General features: G+C 68.5%; 14 protein-coding genes. 9 read left to right on the forward strand and 5 right to left on the reverse strand.

Going from position 1 to position 17,724, the window contains the following annotated elements:
• Positions 1–45: 45 nt before the first annotated feature.
• The 6 genes from ACA097_RS12885 to cls all read left to right on the forward strand — a co-directional run bounded on the left by ACA097_RS12885 (position 46) and on the right by cls (position 6,379).
• The gene (locus ACA097_RS12885) at positions 46–1,011 is read left to right on the forward strand and encodes an L-carnitine dehydrogenase (protein ID WP_160288838.1); all 966 of its coding nucleotides are present in this window, start codon (positions 46–48) and stop codon (positions 1,009–1,011) included.
• Between the two features lie 51 nt (positions 1,012–1,062).
• Positions 1,063–1,536 (forward strand): thioesterase family protein, encoded by a 474-nt coding sequence (locus tag ACA097_RS12890; RefSeq protein ID WP_160288837.1) that lies wholly within the window; start codon positions 1,063–1,065, stop codon positions 1,534–1,536.
• A 2-nt stretch (positions 1,537–1,538) separates the two neighbouring features.
• Entirely contained in the window at positions 1,539–2,459 is a 921-nt protein-coding gene (locus ACA097_RS12895) for an alpha/beta hydrolase (RefSeq protein WP_236658345.1), read from the forward strand.
• A 565-nt stretch (positions 2,460–3,024) separates the two neighbouring features.
• Positions 3,025–3,273, forward strand: coding sequence for a hypothetical protein (locus ACA097_RS12900; RefSeq protein WP_043256659.1), 249 nt, complete (start codon positions 3,025–3,027; stop codon positions 3,271–3,273).
• A gap of 243 nt (positions 3,274–3,516) precedes the next feature.
• Entirely contained in the window at positions 3,517–4,914 is a 1,398-nt protein-coding gene (locus tag ACA097_RS12905; protein ID WP_371370332.1) for an amidase, read from the forward strand.
• Positions 4,915–4,954: 40 nt separating this feature from the next.
• The gene (gene cls / locus ACA097_RS12910; RefSeq protein ID WP_371370333.1) at positions 4,955–6,379 is read left to right on the forward strand and encodes a cardiolipin synthase; all 1,425 of its coding nucleotides are present in this window, start codon (positions 4,955–4,957) and stop codon (positions 6,377–6,379) included.
• A gap of 280 nt (positions 6,380–6,659) precedes the next feature.
• On the opposite strand, the gene ahpF is transcribed toward cls, so the two are convergent.
• The 5 genes from ahpF to ACA097_RS12935 all read right to left on the reverse strand — a co-directional run bounded on the left by ahpF (position 6,660) and on the right by ACA097_RS12935 (position 12,818).
• Positions 6,660–8,225 (reverse strand): alkyl hydroperoxide reductase subunit F, encoded by a 1,566-nt coding sequence (gene ahpF / locus ACA097_RS12915; protein ID WP_371370334.1) that lies wholly within the window; start codon positions 8,223–8,225, stop codon positions 6,660–6,662.
• 183 nt (positions 8,226–8,408) lie between these two features.
• Entirely contained in the window at positions 8,409–8,972 is a 564-nt protein-coding gene (gene ahpC / locus ACA097_RS12920; RefSeq protein ID WP_043256654.1) for an alkyl hydroperoxide reductase subunit C, read from the reverse strand.
• Between the two features lie 212 nt (positions 8,973–9,184).
• Positions 9,185–10,111 (reverse strand): ABC transporter permease, encoded by a 927-nt coding sequence (locus ACA097_RS12925; RefSeq protein WP_371370335.1) that lies wholly within the window; start codon positions 10,109–10,111, stop codon positions 9,185–9,187.
• Between the two features lie 66 nt (positions 10,112–10,177).
• Entirely contained in the window at positions 10,178–11,278 is a 1,101-nt protein-coding gene (locus ACA097_RS12930; RefSeq protein WP_371370336.1) for an ABC transporter permease, read from the reverse strand.
• Positions 11,279–11,288: 10 nt separating this feature from the next.
• Positions 11,289–12,818, reverse strand: a complete 1,530-nt coding sequence (locus tag ACA097_RS12935; protein ID WP_371370337.1) for an ABC transporter ATP-binding protein — start codon at positions 12,816–12,818, stop codon at positions 11,289–11,291.
• A gap of 211 nt (positions 12,819–13,029) precedes the next feature.
• Between ACA097_RS12935 and xdhA the strand changes: the two genes are divergently transcribed.
• The 3 genes from xdhA to xdhC are packed head-to-tail and all read left to right on the forward strand — an operon-like array spanning position 13,030 to position 17,646.
• Positions 13,030–14,454: a xanthine dehydrogenase small subunit gene (gene xdhA, locus ACA097_RS12940; RefSeq protein WP_371370338.1), complete on the forward strand. Its 1,425-nt coding sequence runs from the start codon at positions 13,030–13,032 to the stop codon at positions 14,452–14,454.
• Positions 14,447–16,813 carry a xanthine dehydrogenase molybdopterin binding subunit gene (gene xdhB / locus ACA097_RS12945; RefSeq protein ID WP_371370340.1) on the forward strand — a complete coding sequence of 789 codons (2,367 nt, stop codon included), beginning with the start codon at positions 14,447–14,449 and terminating at the stop codon, positions 16,811–16,813. Before xdhA ends, xdhB begins: the two co-directional genes overlap by 8 nt.
• The gene (gene xdhC, locus ACA097_RS12950) at positions 16,810–17,646 is read left to right on the forward strand and encodes a xanthine dehydrogenase accessory protein XdhC (RefSeq protein ID WP_371370341.1); all 837 of its coding nucleotides are present in this window, start codon (positions 16,810–16,812) and stop codon (positions 17,644–17,646) included. Before xdhB ends, xdhC begins: the two co-directional genes overlap by 4 nt.
• The last annotated feature ends 78 nt before the right edge of the window (positions 17,647–17,724 follow it).

Genomic DNA, 17,724 nt, shown 5'->3' on the forward strand with positions numbered 1-17,724 from the left:
ATGCGCCCTACGAAAAGCCCGTCCCCATTTTCGCTGGAGCCTTGCATGTCCTACATCACCGAAATCAAGACCTTCGCCGCCCTTGGCAGCGGCGTCATCGGCAGCGGCTGGATCGCCCGCGCCCTGGCCCACGGCCTCGACGTCATCGCCTGGGACCCGGCGCCGGGCGCCGAAGCCGTGCTGCGCCAGCGCGTCGCCAACGCCTGGCCGGCGCTGCAGAAGGCAGGCCTCGCGCCCGGGGCCTCGCAGGACCGCCTGACCTTCGTCGCCACCATCGAGGAATGCGTGCGCAATGCCGACTTCATCCAGGAAAGCGCCCCCGAGCGCCTGGACCTGAAGCTCGACGTCCATGCCAAGATCAGCGCCGCCGCCAAGCCCGACGCGATCATCGCCTCCAGCACCTCGGGCCTGCTGCCCAGCGAGTTCTACGCCGACGCCATCCACCCCGAGCGCTGCGTGGTCGGCCACCCGTTCAACCCGGTGTACCTGCTGCCGCTGGTGGAAGTGGTGGGCGGCGAAAAGACCGACCCGGCGGCCGTCCAGGCAGCCATCTCGGTGTACAGCAACCTTGGCATGCGCCCGCTGCACGTGCGCAAGGAAGTCCCCGGCTTCATCGCCGACCGCCTGCTCGAAGCGCTCTGGCGCGAGGCCCTGCACCTGGTCAACGACGGCGTGGCGAGCACCGGCGAGATCGACGACGCCATCCGCTTCGGCGCCGGCCTGCGCTGGTCGTTCATGGGTACCTTCCTGACCTACACCCTGGCCGGCGGCAACGCCGGGATGCGCCACTTCATGGCGCAGTTCGGCCCGGCACTGCAGCTGCCCTGGACCTACCTGCCGGCGCCGGAACTCACCGAGTCGCTGATCGACAAGGTGGTCGAAGGCACCAGCGAACAGCAGGGCAGCCGCAGCATCGCCGAGCTGGAACGCTATCGGGACGATTGCCTGCTGGCCGTGCTCGGCGCGATCAAGGACACGAAAGCGCGCCACGGCTTCGCCTTCGTCGACTAACCTCGCCCCATCGCCCTCCCCATGGGGAGGGCGCCTGCCGGATGCCTAGCCATGCACGCCCTGAAAACCTACGAAACCCCGGTGCTCGCCGAGTGGACCGACTACAACGGCCACCTGCGCGACGCCTTCTACCTGCTGATCTTCAGCTACGCCACCGACGCCCTGATGGACCACCTGGGCCTGGACGAGGCGCATCGCGCGGCGACCCACGACTCGCTGTTCACCCTGGAAATCCACCTCAACTACCTGCACGAGGTGAAGCAGGGCGAAGCGGTGGAAGTACGCACCCAGCTGATCGCCCACGACCGCAAGCGCCTGCATGTTTTCCACAGCCTGCACCGCGCCGGCGAAGGCCTCGCCCTGGCCGCCAGCGAGCAGATGCTGCTGCACGTGAACCTGGAAGGCGGCGCGCGCTCGGCGCCCTTCGAGGGCGTGGTGCTCGAACGCGTGCTGGCGCTGGCCGAGGCGCACCGCAGCCTGCCGCGTCCGGACTACGTCGGGCGCACCATCGGCCTGCCGGGCTGAGCATGTATCCGCTGTCGGCCGGCATGGCGGCCTTCGTCGCGCTGACGCGTTCCTTCGCCAGCACTGATCCGTCGCTGCAGGCGCAACGTGAGGCCTACGCGCGGATGGCGACGGCCTTCTCGCCGCCGCTGCCGGCGGGGCTGCAGGTCCGCGACCTCGCGCCCACCGGACTGCCGCCGCTGCGCCTGTATCTACCGAAAGTGGCTGCGCCGGAGGCTGGCTGGCCGGCCGTGCTGTTCCTCCACGGCGGCGGCTGGATGCTCGGCGGCCTGGATTCCCACGCCTTCCTCTGCCAGGAACTGGCCCTGCGCCTGAAGGTGGCGGTGCTGGCGGTGGATTACCGGCTGGCGCCGGAACACCCCTTCCCGGCGGCCCTGGAAGACAGCCTGGCGGCCTGGCGTTTCCTGCGCGACGGCCCCCTGGGTATCCCCATCGACCGCTCCCGCCTGGCCGTGGCCGGCGACAGCGCCGGCGGCAACCTCGCGGCGGCGCTGTGCCTGGCCCTGCGCGATGCCGACGAACCGCAACCGCGCCTGCAAGCCCTGATCTACCCGGCACTGGGCGACCAGCCCACGGCGTCGAGCACGGAATGCGCCGACGCGCCTTTGTTATCCACAGCCGATATGCAGGACTGCCTCGACGCCTACCTGCCGCAAGCCGAAAGCCGCCACCGCCCGCTGGCGCTGCCTCTGCGCGCTCACGACCTGTTCGACCTGGCGCCGGCCTTCATCGCGGTCGCCGAGTTCGACCCCCTGCGCGATGACGGGCAGCTTTATGCACAGCGCCTGCAGGAAGCGCGTGTGCCTGTGGATTATTTCCCCGGTGCCGGCCTGGTCCACGGCTGCCTGCGCGCGCGGCAGTTGCCCGAGGTGGGCCGCCTCTACGAAGCCCTCTTCGAAGCCTTGGCCAAACGGCTTTTGTAGGAGCGAGCTTGCTCGCGAACCTCAAGGCACGGCGTCACCCTGAAAGAGCAACTTATTCCCCTTAGCGCCTGCGCAAGCGCTGTGCGCGATGGAGCCGCGTCCCGCGCTCGCGGGGAAGACGTTATCGAAGATCGGGTGCGGCCAGGTTCGTGAGCAGGTTCGCTCCTGCGGGCAGGTCTACCCGTATTCGCAATTGCCCCAGAAAAAAATCCCCCGCTGCGCCCGACGCGCAACGGGGGAGAAAGCGAGCCGGTATGGGCTCTCAGTGTGACAAGCACCTACTTCGGTGTGACCGCAGTGGTATGGCTCCAGTGTGGCTGCTTTGCGTTTGCCGGGTTTGCCGAAAGCGACCTGTGCGTATCCACCGCGGACAGGCATCGACCATAGGCTCGCTGCGTTATGTGATTCTTAACGCACCCGGCGCGGCGAGCATGTGCCGGGCCGCCAGCGGGTCGGAAAACGACCTGCTCTTGTCTGTCAGGGACACACCCAAGGCCGGATGCTTGCGCCCGGCCGAGGCTGTTCCGAGAATCCGGGAGAGCCCAATCTCCCGGAGGACCCCGCGATGATGCACGCCGACCTGATCGACCAGGACGATTTCCGCGAACGCTTGCAGGCACTGGGCTTCGCCGTGCCGCCGGACGTCACCGCCGAACAGGCCTGCGAATACGCGGTGCGCGCCCTGACCCCGGAGCGCTCCATGGCCCTGCGCCGGCTGGTGGAAGAAATGCTCGGCGGCCACGCCACCCTGCTGCCCGCCGTGCGCGAGGCGATCTCCCGGCAGTTGCTGCCGGCGCTGGTGCCGCGTCCCTGATCGCACCGTTGCAACGGATCTGCTGGTAGGAGCAACCGTCTATTGGGCTCCTGCGTTCGCGGGAGTGACGGTATTGGGGGGCGCTTTCCCCGACGTCATCCCCGCGAACGCGGGGACCCAGAAAACAACGTACAAGAGCCGGTTTCGCCCCAATGCGCAGTCATGCAAAACATGTTTGCAGCATGGGTATCGCTTCGCTCCGCCCATCCTACGCTTGTCGGATACCCCTTCACGGAGTCCGCCATGACCGCGCTGCATGACCTCACCGCCATCCAGCTGCTGGCCCTGTACCGTTCGCGCCAGCTTTCGCCCGTCGAATACCTCGATCACCTGCTCGCGCACATCCAACGCTGGGAGCCGCACCTGTGTGCGCTCTATGCATTCGCGCCCGAGCGGGCGATGGAGGAGGCGCGGGCGTCCGAGGCGCGCTGGCTGAAGGGCGAGCCCTGCGGTGAGCTGGACGGCGTGCCGGTGACCATCAAGGAACTGATCGCCAGCCGCGGCGACCCCATTCCCCAGGGCAGCGCCGCCGTACCGCTGGTGCCTGCCACCGAGGATGCGCCGCCCACCGCGCGGCTGCGCGAGGCCGGGGCGATCCTGCTGGCCAAGACCACGGTGCCGGACTTCGGCATGTTGTCGTCCGGGCTGTCGAGCTTCCACAAGCTGACCCGCAACCCCTGGGACCTGCGCATGAACCCCGGCGGCTCCAGCGCCGGAGCCGCCGCTGCCGCCGCTGCCGGCTACGGTCCGTTGCACGTCGGCACCGACATCGGCGGTTCGGTGCGCCTGCCGGCCGGCTGGTGCGGGCTGGCCGGGTTCAAGCCGAGCCTCGGGCGTATCCCCATCGACCCGTACTACACCGGGCGCTGCGCCGGGCCCATGACGCGGGCCCTGGACAACGCGGCGCTGATGATGAAGCACCTCGCTCGCGCGGATTGGCGCGACGCCACCAGCCTGCCGCCCGCCGAACTCGACTGGGCCCTGCAGGCGGCGGATGTGCGCGGCTTGCGCATCGGCCTGCAACTCGACGCCGGCTGCGGCCTGCGCCCGGAAGCCGAGGTGCGTGACGCGGTGTGCGCGGCGGCGCAGCGTTTCGCCGAGGCGGGCGCGGAAATCGTCGAGGTTGCGCCCATCCTCGACAGCGAGTTGCTCGACGGGCTCGACAAGTTCTGGCGTGCGCGCCTTTGGGCGGAGCTTGAGAACCTGCCGGCCGAGCGCCGCGAGCTCGTGCTTCCGTACATCTTCCAGTGGGCCGAGGCCGGCGCGCGGGTGAGCGGCGTCGAGGCGGTGCGTGGCTTCAACCGCACCTTCGAGATGCGCAAGCGCGCCGCCGCGCAGTTCCACGGCATCGACTTCCTGCTCAGCCCGACCAACCAGGTCGCGGCCTTCCCCGCCGAGTTCGCCGCGCCGACCAACGATCCGGCGCGGCCGTTCGAGCACATCGGCTTCACCGTGCCGTGGAACATGTCCGAGCAGCCGGCGCTGTCGATCAACTGCGGCTTCACCGCCGCCGGCATGCCCATCGGCCTGCAGATCGTCGGTCCGCGCTTCGCCGATATCGAGGTGCTGCGCCTGGGCCGGGCCTGGGAAGAATGGCGCGGCGCACCGCCGCAGTGGCCGCAGCCGCCCGCCGGCAGCTAAGCTCAGGTCCATCGCCGCCCGCAGGGAAACGCTCGCGCGCATGTCCTACTCCACCTACATCGCCCACTTGCTGGTGCTGATCCAGCTGCTCGGCATCGTCGCCGCGGTGCATGCCGTGCTCACCGTGCGCACCGCGCAGGGCGCCATCGCCTGGGCCACCTCTCTGGCGTTCATGCCGCTGCTGACGCTGCTGCCCTACCTGGTGTTCGGCCGCCGGCGCTTCGACGCCTATATCGAGGCGCGCCGCCAGGCCGACCAGGAAATGCACCGCGTGGCCGCCGAACTGGACTGGCGGCCCTGGGTCGACGAGGCCCTGGCAGCGCGCCAGTCCAGCCGCTACAAGGCGCTCAAGGCGATGTCCGCGCTGGCGCGCATGCCGACCCTGGCGAACAACCGGGTGCGCCTGCTGGTCAACGGCAAGGCCGCCTTCGATGCCATGTTCGAGGCCATCGGCCGGGCGCGGAAGGTGGTCCTGGTCCAGTTCTTCATCCTCCGCGACGACGCCCTCGGCCAGCGCCTCGCCCAGCTGCTGATGGAACGCGCGGCGAATGGCGTGGAGGTCTTCGTGCTCTACGACGCCATCGGCAGCCACGCGTTGCCGGGGCGCTACGTCGAGCAGCTGCGTGCCGGCGGCGTTCAAGTGCAGGCTTTCAGCACCGGCAGCGGGGCGATCAACCGCTTTCAGCTGAATTTCCGCAACCACCGCAAGATCGTGGTGGTCGACGGCGCAACCGGCTTCCTCGGCGGGCTCAACGTCGGCGTCGAATACCTCGGCGAGAAGCCGCCGCTGTCGCCCTGGCGCGACACCCACGTGGCGCTGCGGGGCCCGGCCGTAGCCTGCCTGCAGGAATCCTTCGCCGAGGACTGGTTCTGGGCCGCCCGCGCCTTGCCGACGCTGCTGGTGCCGGACGCGTTCGACAGCGACGGCATGCTCTGCCAGGTGGTCCCCAGCGGCCCGGCGGACAAGCAGGAAACCTGCTCGCTGTTCTTCGTCGAAGCGATCCACGCGGCCAGCGAAAGGGTGTGGATAACCACGCCGTACTTCATCCCCGACGAGGCAGTCGCTGCAGCCCTGCGCCTGGCGGTGCTGCGCGGGGTGGACGTGCGCATCCTGCTGCCCTCGCGCCCCGACCACCGCACGGTGTACGCAGTGTCCAGCCTCTACGCCCAGGACGCGGTGCGCGTTGGTGTTCGGGTATTCCGCTACCAGCCGGGCTTCCTGCACCAGAAAGTGATGCTGGTCGACCGCGATTTCACCAGCGTCGGCAGCGCCAACCTGGACAACCGCTCGTTCCGCCTGAACTTCGAGGCGACCCTGGTCACCGTCGACGAAGGCTTCGCCTGTGAAGTGGAAAGCATGCTGCTGGCGGACTTCGAGGACTCGGTGGAAATGGGCCTGGAACGCAGCGGCCGGCTGCAACAGCTGGGCATGCGCGTGGCGCGGCTGGCGGCGCCGATTCTCTGAACCCCGGCGCCGGCCGCGCTCTTCGTAGGGGCGAGGGGGACACCTAGTTCTTGCTCGCGAACCGCATGGCACGGTGTTCCCCTGTAGGAGCGGCCCATGGCCGCGATCGCGCGCGTGGCGCGCTCCTACAGGTTGGAATCGGTGCCAGGGATTTCGCGGATGAGATCCGCTCTTACGAGACGGGCTCTTGTAGGGCGAATAGCCCCGAAGGGGTTATCCGCCACCCCGCGCAAACAAAAACGCCCGGCACATGCCGGGCGTTTTCATGGGCGCGTGGCTATCAGGCCGGCGCCGAGCTGCGGATCAGGTGGTCGAAGGCCGACAGCGAGGCTTTCGCGCCCTCACCGACCGCGATCACGATCTGCTTGTACGGCACCGTGGTCACGTCGCCGGCGGCGAAGATGCCCGGCAGCGAGGTTTCGCCGCGCTGGTCGACGATGATTTCGCCGCGCGGAGTCAGCTCGATGCTGCCCTTGAGCCATTCGCTGTTCGGCAGCAGGCCGATCTGCACGAAGATGCCTTCCAGCTCCACGGACTTGAACTCGTCCGAGTTGCGGTCCTTGTAGACCAGGCCGGTGACCTTCTGGCCGTCGCCTTTCACTTCGCTGGTCAGCGCGCTGGTGATCACCTCGACGTTGGGCATGCTGTACAGCTTGCGCTGCAGCACGGCGTCGGCGCGCAGCTTGCTGTCGAACTCCAGCAGGGTCACGTGGGACACGATGCCGGCCAGGTCGATGGCCGCTTCGACGCCGGAGTTACCGCCACCGATCACCGCCACGCGCTTGCCCTTGAACAGCGGGCCGTCGCAGTGCGGGCAGAAGCACACGCCCTTGGCCTTGTATTCCTGCTCGCCGGGCACGCCCATTTCGCGCCAGCGGGCGCCGGTGGCGAGGATCAGGGTCTTGGCCTTGAGGCTGCCGCCGCCCTCGAACTTCACTTCGTGCAGCTCGCCGGCATTCTTGGCCGGAACCAGTGCGCTGGCGCGCTGCAGGTTCATGATGTCGACCTCGTACTGCTTCACGTGCTCTTCGAGCGCGCGGGCCAGTTTCGGGCCTTCGGTTTCCTGCACCGAGATGAAGTTCTCGATGGCCATGGTGTCCAGCACCTGGCCGCCGAAGCGCTCGGCGGCAACGCCAGTGCGGATGCCTTTGCGCGCGGCGTAGATGGCCGCTGCGGCGCCGGCCGGGCCACCGCCCACCACCAGCACGTCGAAGGCGTCCTTGGCCGACAGCTTCTCAGCTTCGCGAGCGGCGGCGCCGGTGTCGATCTTGGCGAGGATTTCCTCCACGCCCATGCGGCCCGCGCCGAAGACTTCGCCGTTCAGGTAGATGCTCGGCACCGACATGATCTGGCGGCGCTCGACTTCTTCCTGGAACAGCGCGCCGTCGATGGCGACGTGGCGGATGTTCGGGTTGAGCACGGCCATCAGGTTCAGCGCCTGGACCACGTCCGGGCAGTTCTGGCAGGACAGCGAGAAGTAGGTTTCGAATTCGAATTTGCCCTGGATGCCCTTCACCTGCTCGATGACCTCGGCCTCGAGCTTGGACGGGTGGCCGCCGACCTGCAGCAGGGCCAGGACCAGGGAGGTGAATTCGTGGCCCATGGGGATGCCGGCGAAGGCCAGGCCGATGTTCGCCCCCGGGCGGTTCAGCGAGAAGGACGGGACGCGGGCGTCTTTGCCGTCTTCGCGCAGGGTGATCTTGTCGGTCAGGCCGACGATGTCGTGCAGCAGTTCGCTCAGCTCGCGGGATTTGTCGCTGTCATCGAGGGACGCGACGATCTCGAACGGCTGGGTGACCTTTTCCAGGTAGGCCTTCAACTGGGTCTTCAGATTGGCGTCCAACATGATTCATCTCCTGCGAATTTCGAGCAAAAGGGGGCCCCGGCAAGCTGAATGCTCGCCCTACGGCACGCTTGTGGCTGGGTAGGAAGGGCGCAGGTAGGCGCCCCCGGGGTATTGCGTGGTGCGGATCGGGCGCCGACGAGTGCCGGCGCTCGATCGACGCAGCGCGAACGCTGCGCGAAGGGCTTAGATCTTGCCGACGAGGTCCAGCGACGGAGCCAGGGTCTTCTCGCCTTCTTTCCACTTGGCCGGGCAGACTTCGCCCGGGTGAGCGGCGGTGTACTGGGCGGCTTTCAGCTTGCGCAGGGTCTCGCCGACGTCACGAGCGATCTCGTTGCTGTGGATTTCGACGGTCTTGATCACGCCTTCCGGGTTGATCACGAAGGTGCCGCGCAGGGCCAGGCCTTCTTCCGGGATGTGCACGCCGAAAGCGTTGGTCAGCTGGTGGGTCGGATCGCCGATCAGCGGGAACTGGGCCTTGCCAACGGCCGGCGAGGTTTCGTGCCAGACCTTGTGCGAGAAGTGGGTGTCGGTGGTGACGATGTACACCTCGGTGTTGGCGTCACGGAACGCAGCGTAGTTGTTGGCGGCGTCTTCGATCTCGGTCGGGCAGTTGAAGGTGAAGGCTGCCGGCATGAAGATCAGGACCGACCACTTGCCCTTCAGGGACTGCTCGGTGACTTCGATGAACTTGCCGTTGTGGAAGGCATTGACCTTGAACGGTTGGACTTGGGTGTTGATCAGGTTCATTCGGCGTTCCTCGTAGAGTGAGTTGATCGAATCGGTTTGGAAATTCGACGTGGGCAAGAGTATCGATTGAGAGCCCGAATGCCTCATTGATTTAAGGCATCATAAAAATTGGCTCTCTCTATCACCGGATATATAAAAGGAAGAGCCACGCTATCGAGCGTGGCTCCCTTCCATCCTGCCGCGTGCATGCGACCACCGCATGACAGCCGCGTTCAGTGCCCGGCCTTCCACGGCTGCCCCAGCGACACCGGGGCGAACAGGCGGGTGCGCAGGCCGTCGCGGGAGAGCAGCACCAGCACCACGATGGTCGCCACGTACGGCAGCATCGCCAGCAGGTTGGCCGGAATGCTCAGGCCGACGCCCTGGGCCACCAGGTGGAGGATGCTCGCCAGGCCGAACAGCCAGGCCCCGAGCAGCACCCGCAGCACCCGCCAGCTGGCGAACACCACCAGGGCGAGGGCGATCCAGCCGCGCCCGGCGCTCATGTTCTCCGCCCACATCGGCGTGTAGGCCAGCGACAGGTAGGCGCCGGCCAGCCCGGCCATGGCGCCGCCGAAGAGCACTGCCAGCAGGCGTACGCGCAGTACCGGCAGGCCCATGGCGGCGGCTGCGTCGGGGTTCTCGCCGACCGCCTGGATGACCAGCCCGGCGCGGCTTTTCAGCAGCAGCCAGGCGACCCCGGCGAAGAGCGCGAAGCTCAGGTAGACCAGCGCGTCCTGGGCGAACAGCATCTTGCCGAGCACCGGCAGCTGCGCCAGCCAGGGAAGAGCCAGGGGCGCGAAGCCCTGCAGCGGCTTGCCGACCCAGGCCGCGCCAACGAAGGACGACAAGCCGACGCCGAAGATGGTCAGCGCCAGCCCGCAGGCAACCTGGTTGGCGTTCAGGCCCAGGGCCGCGGCGGCGAACAGGCTGGCCAGGAGCATCCCGGCGAGCACCGCAAAGACCACGCCCAGCCACAGGCTGCCGGTGCTGAAGGCGACCATGAAGCCGATCACCGCGCCGAACAGCATCATTCCTTCCTGGCCGAGGTTGAGCACCCCGGACTTCTCGCAGACCAGCTCGCCCAGCGCCACCAGCAGCAGCGGCGTGCCGGTGCGGACCATGGCGAAGAGCACGTTGCCCAGTAGATCGATATCCATCGTGATTCTCCGATCAATCCCTGTAGGAGCGGGCCATGCCCGCGATTTCGCGGACAAGGTCCGCTCCTACGAAAAGCTCAGCTTGCGGCGCGCGGCCTGCAGGCGAAAACCGCCCGAGAAGCGCAGCCGGTACAGGATCAGCACGTCACAGGCGAGCAGGAAGAACAGCATCATTCCCTGGAACAGCCCGGTCAGCGCCAAGGGCAGGTTCAGGCTCATCTGCGCCGTCTCGCCGCCGAGGTACAGCAGCGCCATCAGCAGGCTGGCGAAGAGGATGCCGATGGGGTTCAGGCGTCCGAGGAAGGCCACGGTGATGGCCGCATAGCCGTAGCCAGGCGACACCTGCGGCACCAGCTGGCCGATCGGCCCGGTCACTTCGCAAACGCCCGCCAGCCCCGCCAGCGCGCCGGAGAGCAGCAACGCCAGCCATACCAGGCGCTTCTCGCGAAAGCCGACGAAACCGGCGGCACGGCGGTCGAGGCCGAGCACCTTGATCTGGAAGCCGACGAAGCTGCGCTGCGCCAGCACCCAGACCGCGACCAGGGCGAACAAGGCGAAGAGGGCGCCGAGGTGCATCCGGCTGTCGTCGAACAGCGTCGGCAGCCGCGCCGAATCGGCGAACAGCGCCGACTGCGGGAAGTTGAAGCCCTGCGGATCCTTCAGCGGGCCGTGCACGCAGAACAGCAGCAGGTTCAGGGCGATGTAGTTGAGCATGATGCTGGTGAGAATCTCGTTGGCGTTGCAGTGCGTGCGCAGCCAGGCCACCAGCGCGGCCCAGGCAGCGCCGCCGGCGATCCCGGCGAGCAGCGTCCAGACCAGCGCCCAGCGGCTTTCCCAGCCGAGCAGTTGCAGCGCCATGGCGCTGCCGGCAAGGGCGCCGACCAGCAGCTGGCCCTCGGCGCCGATGTTCCAGATGCGCGCCTGGTAGGCCAGCGCCAGGCCCAGGGCGCAGAGCAGGATGGGCGTGGCCTTCACCAGCAGTTCGCCGACGCCGTACCAGTCCTGCACCGGCTCGATCAGCAGGGTATGCAGGGTAGCCAGGGGTGGGTGGCCGAGGGCGGCGAACAGCGCCGCGCCGCAGAGCAGCGTGAGCAGCCCGGCCAGCAGCGGCGAGAGCAGCAGCATCAGGCGCGATTGCTGGCCGCGCGGTTCGAGGGAAAGCAGCATGACGGGCTCCTCAGGCGGCGGCGTCGAATTGCCCGGCCATCCAGCGGCCGACGGCGAGGGGATCGGTGGCGGCTGTCTCCACCAGCGGCGACAGCCGACCGGAGCAGAGCGCGCCGATGCGGTCGCTGATCTGGAACAGCTCGTCGAGGTCCTCGGAGACCACCAGGATGGCCGCGCCGGCATCGCGCAGGGCTATCAGCGCCCTGTGGATAACCGCTGCAGCGCCGACATCGACACCCCAGGTCGGGTGCGCGGCGATGAGCAGGCGCGGCTGCTGGAGGATCTCGCGGCCGAGGATGAACTTCTGCAGGTTGCCGCCCGAGAGGCTGCGCGCGGCGGCCTGGGCGTCCGGGGTCTTCACGCCGAAGCGCTGGATGATCGTTTCGGCGAAGGCTCTCACCTTGCCGCGCTGCGCCAGCCCGTGACGCACCAGGCCGTGCTGGAAGCCGGTGAGCAGGGCGTTGTCGGCCAGGCTCATCTCCGGCACCGCGCCGTGCCCCAGGCGCTCGGCGGGAACGAAGGCCTGGCCGCGATCGCGGCGGGCGTCCGGCGCCAGGTGGGCGATGGCTTCGCCGGCGATGCGGATGGTTTCGGCCCGGGCGCGCGGCAGGCGTTGTTCGCCGCTGAGCAGGGCGAGCAGCTCGTCCTGGCCATTGCCGGCGACCCCGGCGATGCCGACGATCTCGCCGGCGCGCACCTCCAGGTCGAGCCCGGCGAAGGACACGCCGAAGGGATCGGCGCTGTGCCAGTGCAAGTCGCTCACCTGCAGCAGCGCCTCGCCTCCTTGGGCTTTCGGGTACTGCGCCTCGAGCCCTTCGGCATCGCCGACCATCAGCCGCGCCAGCTCCAGGTCCGAGCACTGCGCCGGCACGCAATCGCCCGAGACGCGCCCGCCGCGCAGCACGGTCGCCCGTTCGCAGAGCGCGCGCACCTCGGCCAGCTTGTGGCTGATGAACAGGATGCTGCAGCCCTCGGCGGCCAGGCGGCGCAGCACGGCGAACAGGTCCTCGGCCTCCTGCGGGGTGAGCACCGAGGTCGGTTCGTCGAGGATCAGCAGGCGGATGTCCTGCATCAGGCAGCGGACGATCTCCACTCGCTGGCGCTCGCCGATGGACAGCCCGTGCACCAGGCGCTCGGGCTCCAGCGGCATGCCGTAGCGCTGCGACACCTCGCGGATGCGCGGCGCCAGCTGGCGCGGCGTGCCGGCGGCAGAGCCCAGGGCCAGGGCGATGTTCTCCGCCACCGTCAGCGTCTCGAACAGCGAGAAGTGCTGGAACACCATGCCGATGCCCAGCGCGCGGGCCTGTGCCGGGTCCTTCACGCTCACTGAGCGGCCGTCCCAGAACAGCTCGCCGCTGTCCGGGCGGGTCACGCCGTAGATGATCTTCATCAGGGTGCTCTTGCCGGCGCCGTTCTCGCCGAGCAGGGCGTGGATCTCGCCGGGCTGGATGCTGAGATCGACGCGGTCGTTGGCCAGGCAGCCCGGATAGCGCTTGCTGATGGCGCGCAGTTCCAGGCGGGGAAGGGCAGTCGTGGACATGGAGGGCTCGGTCGGGAATTCACCAGTGGCGGGGCCGTAGCAAGTTCCTGGCCAGCTGGTCAAAGAGCGCCGCAAGCCTATGCTTTCACTGAGGTCTGTAGGATTCTTCCACTGGCAGATTTCGTGCATTACCTGACCATATGGACAGCTTTAGCACGGCCTTTCCGGCATATTCCTACCTGTCGTTGGCCGTGTTCCGACGAGGTTTCGCATGATCCAATTCCTGCTCGACGAAGAGCTGCGCCAGGTCGACGGCCTGGCACCGGAAACGAGCCTGCTCGACTACCTGCGCACCCAACTGGGGCGCACCGGCACCAAGGAGGGCTGCGCCTCCGGCGACTGCGGCGCCTGCACCGTGGTGCTCGCCGAACCCGAGGGGGAAGGGCTGCGCTATCGCGCGGTGAATGCCTGCATCACGCCAATCGGCGCCGTGCATGGCCGCCAGTTGCTGACCGTGGAGAGCCTCGCCGAAGCCGAGCGCCTGCACCCGGTGCAGCAGGCGATGGTCGATTGCCACGGCGCGCAGTGCGGCTTCTGCACGCCGGGCATCGTCATGTCGCTGTTCGCCTGGCGCCACGCGCCTTGCAGCCACGACCGCGAGAGCGCGCTGACGGCGCTGTCGGGCAACCTGTGCCGCTGCACCGGCTACCGACCGATCCTCGATGCAGCTGGAAAGATCGCCGCCGAACCCGATGCCGACCGCTTCAGCGCAAACGAACAGGCCATCGCCGAGCGACTGCGCAGCTTGCCGGCCGACGCCAGCCTGGACTGCGACGAGCAGCACGCCTTCCTGCCCACCTCACTGGACGCGCTCGACACCCTGTTGATGGATTATCCACAGGCGCGCCTGGTGGCTGGCGCCACCGACCTCGCGCTGGAGGCGACCCAGGCGCTGAAGAGCTTCCCGCAACTGATCCACCTGGAGCGCGTGGCCGAGCTGCGCCGCCTGGAGGAGCATCCCGAGCACCTGCTGATCGGCGCCGCACGTCCCTACGCCGACTGCCTGGATGCGCTGCATGCCTTCCCCGGCGTGCCCGAGCTGCTGGAGCGCCTGGGCTCGCTGCAGATCCGCCAGCGCGGCACGCTTGGCGGCAACGTCGCCAACGCCTCGCCCATCGGCGACATGCCGCCGGTGCTGCTGGCGCTGGACGCGCGCCTGCGCCTGCGGAGGGCCGGCGAAGTGCGCGAGGTGCCCGTCGACGGCTTCTTCACCGGCTACCGGCAGAGCGTGCTGCAGGCGGGCGAGTACATCGAAACCATCGTTATCCCCAGGCTCGGCGGTGGACAACTTTTCCGTGTGGACAAGATCTCCAAACGCCGCGACGACGACATCTCCGCCGTCTGCCTGGCCCTGCGCCTGGACCTCGACGAGCAGGGCAGCGTCCGCGACGTACGCCTAGCCTGCGGCGGAATGGCGGCAACACCGTTACGTGGGCGGAAAACCGAAGCCGCATTGCGCGGTCGGCCCTTTGACGCCGCTGCCGTGGCTGCCGCGCAAGCTGCGCTGGCCGAGGACTTCCAGCCCATCGGCGACCTGCGCGCCAGCGCCGCCTATCGCCTGAAGGTGGCGCAGAACCTGTTGCAGCGCGCATTACTCGAATGGACTCCCGTCATCGCGGAGGTGCGCCATGCGTAGCCTGCCTCCCCTGGCCAGCAACGGCGCCGTGGAAGATATCCACAGCGCCGGCCGGCCCAAGACCCACGACAGCGCCGAACTGCACGTCAGCGGCGCGGCGCGCTACGTCGACGACATCAAGGAACCGCGCGACCTGCTGTACGCCGCCGTCGGCCTGAGCGAGATCGCCTGCGGCGCCATCCACAGCCTCGATCTCGATGCCGTGCGTGCCGCGCCCGGCGTGGTGGCGGTGCTGACCCTCGACCAGGTGCCCGGCCACACCGACATCGGCCCGGTGTTCCCCGGCGATCCGCTACTGGCGGGCGACCGCGTGAAGCACCACGGCCAGGCGCTGTTCGCCGTGGCTGCCGAGACCCAGCTGCAGGCCCGTCGCGCCGCACGCCTGGCGAAAGTCGAATACGCCGAGGAAACGCCGCTGCTCGATCCGCTGCAGGCCAAGGCCGAGGAGCGCTTCGTACGTCCGCCGCACTTCATGCGCCGGGGCGATGCCGAGCATGCGCTGGCGGCCTCGCCCTACGTGCTTCACGCGGGCCAGTTCGTCGGCGGCCAGGAGCATTTCTACCTCGAAGGCCAGGCTTCGATGGCCGTACCCACGGACGACGGCGGCATGTTCGTGTTCACCTCCAGCCAGCACCCGAGCGAGGTGCAGAAGCTGGTGGCCGAGGTGCTGGCGATTCCGTTGGCCAAGGTCACGGTGGAAGTGCGCCGCATGGGCGGCGGCTTCGGCGGCAAGGAAACCCAGGCCGCGCCCTGGGCCTGCCTGGCCGCGCTGCTGGCGCAGCAGACCGGGCGCGCGGTGAAGCTGCGCCTGCCGCGTGCCGACGACATGCGCCTGACCGGCAAGCGCCACCCGTTCCACAACCAGTACAAGGTCGGCTTCGACGCCGAGGGCCGGTTGCTTGCCGCGCAGCTTGAGGTGGTCGGCGACTGCGGCCATTCGCCGGACCTTTCCGACGCCATCGTCGACCGCGCCATGTTCCACGCCGACAACGCCTACTTCATCCCGGCGGTGAGCATCGCCGGCTACCGCAGCTTCACCAACATCGTTTCGCACACTGCTTTCCGCGGTTTCGGCGGGCCGCAGGGGATGATGCTGATCGAACGCGCGATGGACGACATTGCCCGCGCCGTCGGCCAGGACCCGCTCGACGTGCGCAAGCTCAACCTCTACGGCGGCAGCGGGCGCGACCTCACGCCCTACCACCAGCGCGTCGAGCACAACCTGCTGGGCGAGCTGATCGAGCGCCTGGAGGTGAGCAGCGACTACCGCGTTCGGCGCTCCGCCATCGGCCAGGCCAACGCCGCCAGCCCGGTGCTCAAGCGCGGCCTGGCGCTGACCCCGGTGAAGTTCGGCATCAGCTTCACTGCGCAGCACCTGAACCAGGCGGGGGCGCTCATCCACCTGTACACCGACGGCAGCATCCAGCTGAACCACGGCGGCACCGAGATGGGCCAGGGCCTGAACACCAAGGTGGCGCAGATAGTCGCCGAGGAATTCCAGGTGCCGCTGGAGCGCGTGAGCATCACCGCGACGCGCACCGACAAGGTCCCCAACACCTCGCCTACCGCCGCCTCCAGCGGTACCGACCTGAACGGCATGGCAGCTCGCGACGCCGCGCGCACGCTGAAGCGGCGGCTCGCCGAGTTCCTCGCCGCGCGTGAGGGCGGGACGCCACAGGAAGTCCGTTTCGAGCACGGCCAGGTGCGGGTCGCCGGCAAGGCGCTGGACTTCGCCGAAGTGGTGCAGGCGGCGTACTTCGCCCGCGTGCAGCTGTCGGCCACCGGCTTCTACCGCACGCCGAAGATCCACTACGACCGCGAGACCGGGCAGGGCCATCCGTTCTTCTACTTCGCCTATGGCGCGGCGGTTTCCGAAGTGGAGGTCGATACGCTGACCGGTGAATATCGCCTGCTGCGTGTGGATATCCTCCATGACGTCGGCCGCAGCCTGAACCCGGCCATCGACATCGGCCAGATCGAGGGCGGCTTCGTCCAGGGCATGGGCTGGCTGACCACCGAGGAATTGAAGTGGGATGCCAAGGGCCGCCTGCTCACCACGGGACCTGCGACCTATAAAATCCCGGCGGCGAGCGACGTGCCCGAGGACTTCCGCGTGGCCCTGTTCGACCGCCCCAACGAGGAAGACAGCGTGTACCTGTCCAAGGCCGTCGGCGAGCCGCCGTTCATGCTCGCCATCTCGGTGTGGTCGGCCCTGCGCGACGCCATCGCCAGCCTGGCGGACTACCGCGTGAGCCCGGCGCTCGACACCCCGGCGACGCCGGAGCGGGTGCTCTGGGCGTGCGAGGCGCTGCGCGCTGTGGATAAGCCCAAGTCCGTCGCTGTGGAGGAGCCCGTATGACCCCAACCTGGATGGATGCCATCGCCCGCCTGCGCGACGGCGCGGAACCCTACGTGCTGGTCACGGTGGTCGGCGTACAGGGCTCCACCCCGCGCGAGTCCGGCTGCAAGATGCTGGTCACCGCCGATGCCTGCTACGACACCATCGGTGGCGGCCACCTGGAGCTGGCCGCCACCGAGCACGCGCGCCAGCTGCTGCTGGCCGGCAAGGACGCGCAGAGCCTGGAACACTTCCCCCTCGGCGCGCGCCTCGGCCAGTGCTGCGGCGGCCGCGCCAGCCTGCTGTTCGAGTGCTTCGCGGTGCGCGGGCCACAGGTGCTGCTGTTCGGCGCCGGGCACGTCGGCCGCGCGCTGGCGCCGCTGCTGGCCGGTTTGCCGTTGCGCCTGGAATGGGTCGACAGCCGCGCCGGCGAGTTCCCCGCCGAGATACCCACAGGCGTGCGAGCCAGCCTGCTCGACGATCCGCTGGAGGCTGTGGATAAAGCCGCGCCGGGCAGTTACTACCTGATCATGACCCACAACCACCCGCTGGATTACGCCCTTGCCGAAGCGGTGCTCAAGCGTGGCGACGCCGGCTTCCTCGGCATGATCGGCTCGCAGACCAAGGCCCAGCGCTTCCGCTTGCGCCTGGAGCAACGCGGCTTTTCCACAGGGGCCATCGAGTCGATGCATTGCCCCATCGGCCTGCCCGGCATCCCCGGCAAGCGCCCGCTGGAAGTGGCCATCGCCGTCGCCGCCCAGGTCGTCGCCCGCTACCACCAGGATGCGCCGATGCGTGCAACGCGCAGCGGTGTCGAATGGAAAGCCCTCTGCAGCGAGACAGCGCACACGTAGGACGTACAACCGTTCGCGGATGACGTCGAACGTCATCCGCCCTGGGGTTGGGCGAATTCCTCTGCCGTTCGTCGAAAA

The organism is Pseudomonas sp. QL9, assembly GCF_041409665.1.
GTDB classification, from domain to species: domain Bacteria; phylum Pseudomonadota; class Gammaproteobacteria; order Pseudomonadales; family Pseudomonadaceae; genus Pseudomonas; species Pseudomonas knackmussii.